The 11,987-nt window shown below is 58.1% G+C and carries 13 protein-coding genes; 8 read left to right on the top strand and 5 right to left on the bottom strand.

Annotation, left to right across the window (positions count from 1 at the left end):
- Positions 1-433: 433 nt before the first annotated feature.
- Positions 434-862, bottom strand: a complete 429-nt coding sequence (locus tag IVA82_RS01405) for a hypothetical protein (RefSeq protein WP_247382842.1) — start codon at positions 860-862, stop codon at positions 434-436.
- Between the two features lie 118 nt (positions 863-980).
- Here IVA82_RS01405 and IVA82_RS01400 point away from each other — a divergent pair, with 118 nt between their 5' ends.
- Positions 981-1,223 (top strand): helix-turn-helix transcriptional regulator, encoded by a 243-nt coding sequence (locus IVA82_RS01400; protein ID WP_247382841.1) that lies wholly within the window; start codon positions 981-983, stop codon positions 1,221-1,223.
- Positions 1,224-1,649: 426 nt separating this feature from the next.
- Here the strand turns inward: IVA82_RS01400 and IVA82_RS01395 are convergent, their stop codons facing one another.
- The 4 genes from IVA82_RS01395 to IVA82_RS01380 all read right to left on the bottom strand — a co-directional run bounded on the left by IVA82_RS01395 (position 1,650) and on the right by IVA82_RS01380 (position 4,695).
- Entirely contained in the window at positions 1,650-2,942 is a 1,293-nt protein-coding gene (locus IVA82_RS01395) for a hypothetical protein (RefSeq protein ID WP_247382840.1), read from the bottom strand.
- A 120-nt stretch (positions 2,943-3,062) separates the two neighbouring features.
- A complete protein-coding gene (locus IVA82_RS01390; protein ID WP_247382839.1) occupies positions 3,063-3,695 on the bottom strand; it encodes a hypothetical protein in 633 nt (210 codons plus the stop codon).
- 142 nt (positions 3,696-3,837) lie between these two features.
- Positions 3,838-4,209 (bottom strand): hypothetical protein, encoded by a 372-nt coding sequence (locus tag IVA82_RS01385; protein ID WP_247382838.1) that lies wholly within the window; start codon positions 4,207-4,209, stop codon positions 3,838-3,840.
- Between the two features lie 48 nt (positions 4,210-4,257).
- Entirely contained in the window at positions 4,258-4,695 is a 438-nt protein-coding gene (locus IVA82_RS01380; RefSeq protein ID WP_247382836.1) for a hypothetical protein, read from the bottom strand.
- A gap of 113 nt (positions 4,696-4,808) precedes the next feature.
- On the opposite strand from IVA82_RS01380, the gene IVA82_RS48230 reads away from it, so the two are divergent.
- The 7 genes from IVA82_RS48230 to IVA82_RS01350 form a co-directional block, all read left to right on the top strand.
- Positions 4,809-5,018, top strand: a complete 210-nt coding sequence (locus tag IVA82_RS48230; RefSeq protein WP_346658689.1) for a recombinase family protein — start codon at positions 4,809-4,811, stop codon at positions 5,016-5,018.
- A gap of 19 nt (positions 5,019-5,037) precedes the next feature.
- Complete coding sequence (locus IVA82_RS01375; RefSeq protein ID WP_346658688.1) at positions 5,038-5,535, top strand: recombinase family protein; 498 nt, start codon at positions 5,038-5,040, stop codon at positions 5,533-5,535.
- A 312-nt stretch (positions 5,536-5,847) separates the two neighbouring features.
- Positions 5,848-7,284, top strand: a complete 1,437-nt coding sequence (locus tag IVA82_RS01370; protein WP_247382835.1) for a class I SAM-dependent DNA methyltransferase — start codon at positions 5,848-5,850, stop codon at positions 7,282-7,284.
- A gap of 682 nt (positions 7,285-7,966) precedes the next feature.
- Positions 7,967-8,608 carry a hypothetical protein gene (locus IVA82_RS01365; protein ID WP_247382833.1) on the top strand — a complete coding sequence of 214 codons (642 nt, stop codon included), beginning with the start codon at positions 7,967-7,969 and terminating at the stop codon, positions 8,606-8,608.
- Positions 8,608-9,117: a type I restriction endonuclease gene (locus IVA82_RS48225; RefSeq protein ID WP_253075564.1), complete on the top strand. Its 510-nt coding sequence runs from the start codon at positions 8,608-8,610 to the stop codon at positions 9,115-9,117. Before IVA82_RS01365 ends, IVA82_RS48225 begins: the two co-directional genes overlap by 1 nt.
- On the top strand, positions 9,000-11,786 hold the full coding sequence (locus IVA82_RS48220; RefSeq protein ID WP_346658690.1) for a type I restriction endonuclease subunit R: 2,787 nt from the start codon (positions 9,000-9,002) through the stop codon (positions 11,784-11,786). Before IVA82_RS48225 ends, IVA82_RS48220 begins: the two co-directional genes overlap by 118 nt.
- On the top strand, positions 11,787-11,987 hold a 201-nt coding region (locus IVA82_RS01350), incomplete at its 3' end, for a hypothetical protein (RefSeq protein ID WP_247493130.1). It abuts the gene before it with no gap.

Genomic DNA, 11,987 nt, shown 5'->3' with positions numbered 1-11,987 from the left:
CAAACAGGATCGACACCTCATGAGCCAGACGCCCTGTAAGCGATGCGACTATCTGCTTCCGATATGCTGGTCCCGCGCCGGCGGCGATCTCGCTCAACCAGCGTGCGGATCGCCCCTCGATCCGATCCAAGCGACCGCCGAAGCTCCTCCCGCACTCGCCCGATCTCGCGTGCGCGCAGATATCCAGCTGGCATCAGGCTAACATCACCCACGTCATCGACATCGGCACCAACATTAAATCCCCATAGCGCTCGCCGCACTATCGGTGCCCAACTTCCCGCGACTTCGTGCCTTGGCGCTTTTTGGACGCCGGTCAGTTGAGCGTGCCGAGCCTCCTTGTTGCCGGCGTCCAAAAACCAACACACAAGCGGCTTCGTCACATCGAGCAGAGATGGTCCGGTTTGTGCCCCGCGAGCCGATATCGGTTTAGCTCCTAGCGCATGTTGGCATATTCGGTCGCTGCCGCTTTGCAGGCTGCCATCTTTGAACACGCCAGCACGGCGCCATCCCGCAAGGCATTCTCATACGAATCGTCTTTGTGGTTGGCATGAAGATAGGCTCCGAGCAGGGCTGCGGCGACCAAGATCACGATATAACGGGCCCGCTCCAGAATGAGCCGCGCCTTAGGGTATTTGTCGATGCGGGTGACCGTCGCCAAGAAGATGGCCGGTGTGCTCACCAAGAGGACGGCGACTCGGATGCTGTCCGACTCGATATCCAGCCGGTTGAGAACCTGATGTTCGAGCCAAAGGCAAAGCGCGATGAAGCTCCAGATGGTGGCCCAGTAGCTGGCCACATCAAAGAGAACCTTGATGGGATCGTCCTCATGCGACTTGGGGGCGGTGTTCTCGGTGCTGGCCATTCCTGCATTCCTCGTTAACGGGCAGCAGTAATTGTAGACGATAGTCATCATGGCTCAACGATAAAATGGGACTCATAGTCCGTAGACCAAAAGTCATCACAACGGCCTGCTCCCGTGGATGGATGACGAGACAGGCATCATTGACGTGGTGGCGACGGCCGTGCGGAGGGCCCGCAAGGGTCTCGGGCTGTCCCAAGAGGATTTGGCCTTAGAGGCGGGGCTAGACCGCACTTACGTCAGTCAGGTCGAGCGCGGCACCCGCAACTGCACTATCATCGTCCTGGCCCGCTTGGCTCGCGCCTTGAAGACCACCCCTGATCGCTTGCTGGTCCCCCAGAGGAAGGGTCGGGGGCAGTCCTGAATCTCGTCCGGTGTCAGAGTGGTCACTTTGAACACCTGACCCATGTCGCGCGGCAGCGGCGGTATGTTTTGCGAGAGGCACCGCCCAGAGTCCCAAGCCATCAGACCAATGCTTGATGTCAGAGCGGGGTGAGGAAAGGACGCTTTATATAGTTCATGGCCTCGGTCTCTTGGTGTGGCCCGAAGGGGAGGGTGGTGGTCACTCACCCGAACTAGGAGGTGACCCTACTGGGTTGACCTGGGGGGACTCCGCTAGGAGGGGCTCTAGAGGTCGTCGCTAAGGGAGGGGTGGTTTCACCTCCCAACTTGAAGGCAGCCCTAAAGACAGCAGTGAGATAAGCCTCCAAGTCTTCCCCTTTAAGTTTCTCCCCCTAGCTTCCCCCTCCATTAGCGGAGGCGTAAGGGCCTATTTCGCCCTAAGCGTCTGTTATTTCGCGCAAAATTCTATGGAAACAATCGCGCACGGAGATCCCGTCCACGCGTTGAAGGCGGCCTGCATCGCGTCGGCCGCAACGTCGGCTTTTGATTCCGCGACCAACACAGCGTCATGCAGCGGCAGGGCGGTGACCCCAATGCTCGCGAGATACGTGATGACCCCTATCAGCATGTCGCTCTCGATGCGCATCAACTGAAAGCCGAGCCCGGCACCGAATAGATCAGCGATGGGGGCATGGCGCGCACTCAGCATCCTGATGGCGTCCCGGAGCTTCAGGCCCGAGGGAAAGTGCTGAAGCGTGTCGTCTGGCCAATTCCTCAACGGCCCGTCCGAGAACAACATCGCGTTCATGAGTGTTTTCCAGCCATCGCGCCCGGAGCCGTCTCCCGCCACATTATAGATGTCACCGTCCGGCTGCGGCTTGCCGGCCCTTACATATGCGAGGCGCGGGAAGAGTTGCCTGTAATCGACATCGGCAATTCGCTCGCCATCAATCCGGATGCGCTCAAACCGCTCGGCCCGCTCCGTGCCCATCCAGAAGCCGCCAGCGAGCCGGCCTCCGTGCTGCCAGTTGGCGTTATTGAAGATGCGCCGAAGAGAGCGGCGATAGGGCGCGATGACTTGTCCATCCTTCCCTAAAGAAAGGCCGGCGTCCTGACCGGTCACCTCGACATCCGCGCTGCGCAGAAACTCATTGATGCGCCGTATCTGTCCCGCAAGTTGGCGAGTGTTGGCTGTCTCCCGGAAGGCAATCGTGGCCGCACGCCCCGCATCATCCTTGTCTTCCTTCAAGATGATCAGTGCACGGTCGTCGATTTGATGGACGCTCCGCCAATCGGGCGGGGCCAACGGAAGATGCTGAGCTAGAGCCTCGCTAGGTTGAATAAGCGACGGCGCCCGCATTTTAGCGGACAGTCTGTATCCCCTCCGCTCCTCTTCGATCAGGCCAAGCGATGAAAGCAAATCAATCGCGGATAGGAAGTGCTGGCCATATACGGGGTTGCCGCTGCCACTGCCTCGCCAAAGAAAGCCATGTGACCGAGGCACCGCAAGCTTTGGGCTGCCTGACTCGATTGCGCTGAGCAGGATCAAGTTGCAGGCCAGTACTTCAACGGCGAGGCCGAAGTTCTCCCTGTCCGCCTCCTTCCGCGCTCGCTTCCTCGCGCCGCTTGCGGACTCGTGGAGCAACAGCGCCTCGCGCAAACGTTGGACCGCATAGCCAAGCTCGACCGACTTGGCCCGGAGGAGTGGATCGAACCACATTATGCCCGGTGAATGCGTCATTGCTGTGTGGAGTTAGGTGCTCAAAATGGCCGGCCCGAAACCCCGATATGCACGCACTGCTTCACTTCGACCAGATATGTCGCGCGAATGCTGCGGCTCGTGATTTCCTCGGGGCATTGATTAGCTCGCCGCACGGGGCCGCCCATAGCGCTCCCGATGGGCCTGGACGCCAGCGACATGCTTCTCGATGACCCATTCGCACAGCTGCTCCAGCATTCGGCCCATCTCGCGCAACACCCGTCCGGTGGACTTAGGGAAGGCGTGCATTTCGGTGCGCCGCTTCCTGCCCTGATGATCCTCTATGATCCAGACGCGATGCGTGCCGGAGGCCAATCTATGGCAAGATTTCGCGATCTGAACCCTTCGAAACTCCTTTGTCTGGGGCGCCGTCGAGTCAGCTTTGATCAGCGTGGAGACAGCGAGGACGATGGAGACGATGCGCTGCGGCGGCACGCCCTCAACGCGGAGCCGCGCCAGTCCGATTTTGGCCCGCTTGGTGGCTGACATGCCTTTGAGCCGCGTCGCAATCTCCACGGGGCCGGCACCCTCTAGGGTTTGCCCCATGTCGGCAATTGCTGCGGCAATGAACTTATCATTGGCTGCCCGAAGGCCGACATACGCGGTCGCTGCCGTGATGTATGGCCGCAACTCGGAAGCCGTGAAGGTTGACCGCCAATAGCTACCGTGTCGTGCCCGGTGCTCAACGTGTCTGCGGCAATGATGTGGTGCCAACCCCTCACGGACGGCCTTCATTGTTGGCCGCCCGCAGCCCGGTATCGAGCAAGTGGAAGCAGAAAAAAGCGGGCCTAGACGGATGCGCTCCTTCAGGGCCCGAGTTCGTTCGTAGCGATCAGTCATTGCAAGCTGACCGGGTTGTTGCCGTTCTTGAGGAACATTATTCCTCGTCTTCGTTCGGCAGGCCGATAGGGAAACCCATCTTTGCCTTGAGTGCTCGGATTTTGCGTCGGGCCTCCTCGAAGAGCTGCCTCTTTGCGGTGCGCATTTCGCTCACGACGAGGTTTTCCAGGCGCACTAAGTCGCGACCTGCGATCACCAGTTCATAGTGGGGCTTCTTAGAAATTCCAGCCGGAGCAAATGGGCCGGAGGGAGTTCGGTCGGCGCCGAGCGCGGCCGCAATGGCTTCGAGCCTGTCGGGATAAGCCGACTTGAATTTTGCAAACGTCTTCAGGCGTTTGATTCCGATTTGGCCGAAAGAGTCCATGACGCCGGCCAGCCAAATAGCGTCCTTCTTCGTGGGGGCTGACATTATCATCTTTCCTTTTAGTAGAGCGCTGAATGCGCCTTTCGATTGCCGCTATTCAGAGCGGCGAGAGAGGATGTTGTGTGTTGGGTCTTTTCGAATTTCGTCTATGAAGTGATCCTTTCCGTCTTCGTCGGTGTATCTCCAGTTCAGCCAGGCGTTTTCCGTGCCTCCAGGATTTACCGACTGGGATAGCTTGTTGAGCGAATGATACGACTTGCCTGTTGAAGGCACGAACCACCGATCGTGCTCTGCGATCGCCTCGTATTTCCGTCCTTTGTAGACGCGGAATATCCGCATCCCTTCCGGGAAGTGTGCGCCGCTTCGCTCGTCGTAAAACCCTCCCATCCGCCCGCCGCTGGGAGCAACTGCCGCAGGGGCCGGAGGGAGCTTGAAAACTCGACGCAGGATGGCGTCTTCGGTCTCGTCCCCTTCTTTGTGAGCCTTCCAGATGGCGGCGAAAACATCGCTGGAAACGTTGATGGTCTTCATATCCGTCTATCTCTGCAAAAACTGGTTTCTCAGAAAATAGTAGTAAATGAGGTTTTTACAAGGTAGGATGCTGCGAAACTTCGGTCGAAGCCGAAATTCCAAAACGGGGATGGATGGAAGCGAAAGAATTGAAACTTGTGGCCTACATGCGCGTCTCCACGCAGAAGCAGGGGCGCAGCGGACTGGGACTTGAAGCCCAGAAGGCTGACATAGAGAGATTTGCGGGAGCGCGAAGCGGACGGATCGTTGCCGAATTCACCGAAGTGGAAAGCGGCAAGAACAGCGATCGTGGCGAGCTCTTGAAGGCCCATCCGTCATGCTAAGATCACAGGAGCAACGCTGGTGATCGCTAAACTTGACCGGCTTTCCCGCTCGGCTTCGTTCACGCTGACCTTGCGCGATAGTGGGGTGAAGTTCCTTTGCTGCGACATGCCAGAAGCCAATGATCTGACGATTGGCGTGCTGGCCGTGGTTGCACAAGCGGAAGCGGAGGCTATCTCGCGGCGGACACGCGATGCACTGGGCGCGGCCCGCAAGCGGATTGCCGAGACGGGTCAGCGGTCGCGTCCGGAGGTCAAACGTCTAGGCAACCCGAATGGTGCAGAAGCGCTGCGGCGGGCTCAGAGGGGCAATGCGGCAGCGGTAACCCGGATCAGTCAATGCGCCGATCAGCGGGCCAAGGACCTTGCATCGGAGATCGAAGCTATCCGCGAAGGCGGCGCGGTAACCTTGGCGGCGGTGGCGCAGGAGCTCAATCGGCGCGAGATCGTGACGCCGCGCGGCCGGAAATGGCATGCTTCGTCAGTGGCAAATCTGGAGCGTCGTCTAAAAGCGCTATAGGCGTCTGTCGCTTTCGGTCCTGGGCCAGGGGGAAATCCCAAAGCCGCCGCCCCGAGATCACGTCTCGCATCCGTGACCCAGTCTAATTTTCGTCCGGGGACCGGGCTTGCACGGGGGTATCTGCCTTGGATGCCGCCTTCGGATTGGATACTCTCCCGCGTCTGCTTCGGACGGCATTGGGGGAATAGTGGCAACAGACCTGCAAGATTTTTCGTCGCGCCTGTACGCAGCGGCTGACAAGATTTGGGCGAACGGCACGCTCCGGCCCGATCAATATGCACAACCGGTGCTGGCGCTCATTGCGCTGCGGCAATGGAGCAGAAATTTGAACAAGTTCATACTGCCTTAGCTCCGCAATATAAGGGACGTCTAAAGCCCGCTCCCGAGGATTATCAAGCAAGGGGCGCGGTGTTCCTGCCAGAGAACGCCCGCTTCTCGCGTCTCTTGGCGTTGCCCGGCACGGCCGACCTCGGGTCTGAACTTAACGCGGCCATGAGGGCAATCGCGGACGCCAACCCCGATCTCGCTGGGGTGCTCCCGCAGGGTTATGCGGGCCTGCCGAATGATGTGTTATCGGAGCTGTTGCGGCTGCTCGCTCCGCTGAAGATCGATCGTGATGCCTATGGCCTAATCTTCGAATACTTCATGGGCCAGTTTGCCTCCAGCTACATGCAGAAGGGCGGCGAGTATTTCACGCCCGCGTCCATCGTTAGACTCATCGTCGATATCATCGAGCCCTATCACGGCGCGATCTATGACCCGGCCTGTGGCTCCGGCGGCATGTTCACCCATTCGGCGGAGTTCGTCGGCCGTCATCACAAGGAGCCGTCCAAGGAGATCAGCATCTATGGCGTAGAGAAGATGTCTGACACGCTGAAGCTCTGCCGGATGAATCTCGCCGTGCACGGGCTATCCGGCGAAATTCGCGAGGCCAACAGCTATTACGACGATCCACACAAGCTGATCGGTCGGTTCGATTTCGTCATGGCCAATCCGCCGTTCAATCAGCCCGAAGTGGATCGTGCGAAGCTCGTGAACGACGCGGGCAAGGTTGATGCTCGTTTTCCGCTCGGCCTACCCACAGCCAACAACGCCAACTACATTTGGATCAATCTGTTCTATGCCGCGCTGAATCAGAAGGGCCGCGCGGGCTTCGTCATGGCCAATTCCGCGTCAGATGCCGGTGGCAGTGAGCGGGAGATCAGGAAAAAGCTGGTCGAGAGCGGCGCGGTGGACTGCATCGTCGCGGTCGGCCCGAACATGTTTCTGACGGTCACTCTGCCCGTGACACTGTGGTTTCTGGACAGGCGAAAGGCGAAAGGGCTGCGCGGCGATCAGGTGCTGTTCATTGATGCCCGTCACATTTTCCGTCAGGTGGACCGTGCGCATCGTACATTTGATCCAGACCATATCGAGTTTCTTGGCAATATCGCCCGTCTCTGGCGCAGCGAGGTGATCGAGACCGAAGCAGGCAGCGGGCCTCGCATGGCCGCTACATTTCCGGCAAACAAGTATCGGGACGTCCCTGGCCTCTGCAAACTTGCCTCGTGCAAGGAGATAGAGGCGCAGGACTGGAGCCTCAATCCCGGACGCTATGTCGGCATCGCGCCGGGCCAAGCACAGAGTGACGATGAATTCATGGAGGCGCTGGAGGCATTGCAGGAAGAGTTGGAAACCCTCAGTGCCGAAGCCTTTCAGTTGCAGGCGCAAATTGCTCGTAACGTAGCGGAAATTTTGGGCACGTCATGACGTCTTCACGAAATCATCCACTATTTAACACTCGTCTCCCAGAAGGTTGGCGGCGATTGACCGTTGATGAAATAAAATCTTCGGAGAAGTCGTCCTGTGTGGCAGGTCCATTTGGTTCGAGCATCAGTTCAAAATATTTCGTCGACACTGGAATCCCAGTAATTCGCGGAAGTAATTTACGCGATGATTTGACTCGTTTCGTTCCTAAAGGGTTTGTATTTGTAAGCCAACAACAGGCAGAAAAATACCGTGCCCAACATGTGCACGCTGGTGATCTCGTTTTCACGTGTTGGGGTACTATCGGTCAAGTCGGCCTTATTCCAGCCGACGGTCCATTTCCAGAATACATAATCTCAAACAAGCAACTTAAGCTCCGACCCAACTTGGAAATTTCCGACCCGCTCTACCTCTTTTACTACTTCGCAAGCTCCCAGATGGTTCAGCACCTACGCAATAAGGCTATCGGCGCGGCGGTGCCCGGCATCAATCTAGGAATATTGAAAGGGTTGCCCGTAGTCCTCCCTCCTCTTCCTCTCCAGCATCGTATCGCCTCTATCCTCGGAGCGTATGACAATCTGATCGAAGTGAACCGACGCCGGATTGCAGTGCTGCAGGAAATGACGCGGCAGCTATTCGAGGAGTGGTTGTCCGCTTCCGATTTCCGGGCCATGAAGGCCACAAGATGGTCGATACGCCAGAAGGGGCATTGCCGGAGGGATGGAGTATCAATCGGATTGGTGATCTCACAATCTTTCTTTCGCGCGGCATTGCCCCGAAGTACGACACAGATTCCACATCCCTTGTGATTAATCAGAAATGTATTCGAGCGCAGCGGCTTTCGCTGGCTGCAGCACGAGGGCAGAACAAAGCCGTGCCCGAGGAAAAGATCGTGCGTGCTGGCGACGTTCTGATCAATTCGACCGGGGTCGGAACGTTGGGGCGTGTCGCACAAGCGGAGGAAGTTCCTATTGGGCTCACCGCTGATTCCCATGTCACCATTGTTCGCGCCGAGCCTAACTTAGACCCAGACTTTTTTGGCTTAGCACTTCTCCGAATGGAACCTGTATTCGAGCGACTTGGGGCCGGCGCAACGGGCCAGACTGAGCTTAACCGAAGGCGCATTTCCGACCAGGCCATTATAGAACCGCCCTCAAGCCTTCAGATTGATTTCGGAAGGCATGCGCGGCCGATCCGTTCGTTGGCATTCAAGCTCACCCAGCAGGAAGATGTTTTGATGAAATCGCGCGATCTGCTCCTCCCGCGCCTGATATCCGGCGAGCTTTCCGTTACCACCGTCGAGCGCGAGTTGGAGGCGGTGGCCTGATGACCCCTGCGGGTTCCGGAAAATCTCTGTCCAGTGTCATCACCAGTGAGGATGAGCTGGTCGAAACGCCGGGGCTTGATCTGCTGGGAGAGCTGGGTTGGGCTCGCGCCGACTTGATGGACGAGGAGTTGGGGTCGAATAATCCCACCGGGCGTCTGTCTTTTCGCGAACTCGTGCTGCCCGCCAGACTTCATGACGCGCTCCGCAAACTTAATCCATTGCTTCCTGATGAGGCGTTGCGGCAGGCTGAGACGGAACTCACGACGAATCGCTCCGCGATGCTACCCATTGTTGCCAACCGCGAGGTCTATCGGCTTCTGCGCGACGGCGTCGTGGTGCAGGTGAAGCAGCCGGACGGCTCGCTGCAGGATGAGCGTGCTTTCTTCATCGACTGGGTGAACCCGGTCGCGAACGATTACCTGATGGCCTCGCAGGTCTGGATCGAGAGCCGCTCTATTCACGCCGACCCGATGCCATCGGCTTTGTCAACGGCATTCCCCTGCTGCTGATCGAATGGAAAGACATCACCAAACCGGTGCAGGAAGCGTTCGAAGCGAACCTGCGGGATTATCGAGACACGATCCCAGGCCTGTTCGATTTTAACGCGTTTGTTATTCTCTCGAACGGCCTCGAAGCTCTGATGGGGCCGAGTCATTCGACTTTTGAGACGTTCGCCCCGTGGAAACGCTTGGAGGAGGGTGGTCCGGAAAGCGTCGCGCTGGAGACGATGCTCTGCGCCACCTGCGAGCCGACCCGTTTCCTCGATCTGGTCGAGAACTTCCTGCTGTTCGACGACGCCAAGGGTGGTCTGCGCAAGGTGGTTGGCAAGTATCATCAGGTGCTGGGCGTCAATCGCGCCATTGAGGCCGTGAAGGAGATTGGCGAAAATCAAGGGCGGCTTGGCGTATTCTGGCACACGCAAGGCAGCGGCAAGAGCCTGTCAATGGTGATGTTTGCCGAGAAGGTGCTGCGACGGTTTGGCGGCAACTGGACCTTCGTGATCGTTACCGACCGTCAAGAGCTGGACGATCAGATCGCGGAGAACTTCGCGACCACCGGGGCGCTGACCAAGAATGTGCAGGACTGTCAGGCGCAGAGCCGCACACACCTACGCGATCTTCTCTCCGGCCAGGAGCGCTACATATTTACTCTCATTCACAAGTTCTCGACGGCCGACCGGGAGCCGATGCCCGTGCTCTCAGGCCGCAGCGACATCATCGTTATCACAGACGAGGCGCACCGTAGCCAGTACGATCAGCTTGCAGCAAACATGCGCCGAGCGCTGCCCAATGCAGCTTTCATCGGTTTCACCGGCACGCCACTGATTGCCGGACAGGAACAGCGCACCAAGGAAGTCTTTGGCGACTACATCTCCGTCTACAACTTCGCTCAGTCCATCGCCGATGGCGCGACCGTTCCGCTCTACTATGAGGCGCGAAAGCCGGAGTTGCAGCTCGCTGCGGACGAACTCAAGGACGAGCTCGACGATCTCTTGGATCAAGCGGTGCTGGATGAGGAGCAGGAGAAGAAGCTCCAGCGGACCTTCGCCACGCAATATCACCTGATTACCCGGAATGACCGTCTGGATGAGATCGCTAAGGACCTCGTGCGTCAATTCACGGCGCGGGGTTATCTTGGCAAGGGCATGTTCGTGGCCATCGATAAGGCTACGGCCGTGCGGATGTACGACAAGGTGCAAGCCACATGGGCGGACGAGCTGAAGGCTCGCGAGGAGCGGCTCGGGAAGGCGTCCGATCTGGAGAAGCAAGCGCTCACCGAACGGCTGGCCTGGATGCGCTCCGTGGACATGGCGGTGGTAGTCAGTCAGGGCCAGAACGAGATCGATGATCTGAAGCAGAAGGGTCTCGACATCCTGCCGCATCGCGAGCGGATGCAGAGGGAGGACCTGGAAACGAAGTTTAAGGATGCCAGCGATCCGCTGCGTCTCGTGTTTGTCTGCGCGATGTGGATCACCGGTTTCGATGTGCCGACATGCAGCACCGTCTATCTTGACAAGCCGATGAAAAACCACACGCTCATGCAGACCATTGCGAGAGCCAATCGCCGAACTCCGGGCAAGAACGCAGGCGTCATCGTGGATTACGTGGGTGTGTTCCAGAGCCTGCAAAAAGCGCTGGCGATCTACGCGGCCAAGGGTAGTGGCGAGGACTCGCCGATCAAGGACAAGCAGGCGCTGGTCGATGCGCTAGAGATCGGGCTGAAGACGGCCCGCGCGTTCTGCTCTGGCCTGGGAGTAGACGTGGATTCCATCTACAAAGCGGAGAAGCTTCAGCGACTGGCTCTCATCGGTCAGGCCGTGGAGACTCTCATCGCGCCAGATGATCGCAGGCGTAGCTTCTTCCGCGTGGTGAGTGCGACGGAACGGGCCTATAAGGCACTGCTGCCGGATGACCGTGCGGCTCCATACCTCAAGCCGGTGGCCGCGCTGCATGTCATCGCTGAGGCGGTTCGCGGCAAGCTCGGTCCGGTAGACATCTCGGCGGTTGCGGCGAAGATCGAGGCGCTGCTGGATGAAAAGATCGAGGGCGTGGCAATCACCGCTCCGATCATCGAGGGCGATGCGGCGGGTGGACGAGTCGATCTCTCGGCTATTGATTTTGAGAAACTTGCCAAGCTGTTCGCCAAGCAGCCCCGCACGGCAACTGAGACGCTTCGCGAGGAAGCCGAAGAGACAGCCCGCAGGATGGCAACGCAGAATCCATTCCGTGTGCAGTTTGTGGAAAAGCTGGAAAATTTGGTCGAGCAATACAATCTTGGGAAGCTTGACGTGCAAGCGTTCTTTGAAGCCCTGAAGGCGCTCATTGCAGCGATGGATGAGGAGCAACGCCGGGCTGCGCGAGAGAACCTCACTGAGGATGAGCTCGCTGTCTTCGACGTTCTGACCAAGCCGGAGCCAAAGCTAACCAAGGCACAGGAAACGGCCGTGAAGAAAGTGGCGCGAGAGCTGCTGGAGAAGTTACAAGATCAGCTCGCCATTGATGATTGGAAGGTCAAACAGCAGACCCGGGCTGCTGTTCAAAGCACCATCCGCTTCACGCTTAACGAGCTGCCGGAGGAGCCGTATCCCGAGAAAGTTTGGAGCGAAAAGATAGACGCGGTTTGGTCGTTGATATTTTCACGGGTACCGCACGCTAGCGGGACAAATAAAGGCTTATGAATGGGCGCATCAAAGATACCAATTTATGTTTACGTTGATGAATCAGGAAATACAGGGAAGAACATTTTTGATGAAGCTCAGCCTGATTTTTTCACCGCTGCGTTAGTCTTACTGCGTCATAAATTTTTGCGCGATCGCGGACGCAGGATCGCTCTTGCGCAACATGGACATCGCGACAGACTTCTGACGAGGGCGAGAACG

This window comes from Bradyrhizobium sp. 142, from assembly GCF_023074015.1.
Classification (GTDB): Bacteria; Pseudomonadota; Alphaproteobacteria; order Rhizobiales; family Xanthobacteraceae; genus Bradyrhizobium.
This window is presented reverse-complemented; position numbering and strand designations above follow the sequence as displayed.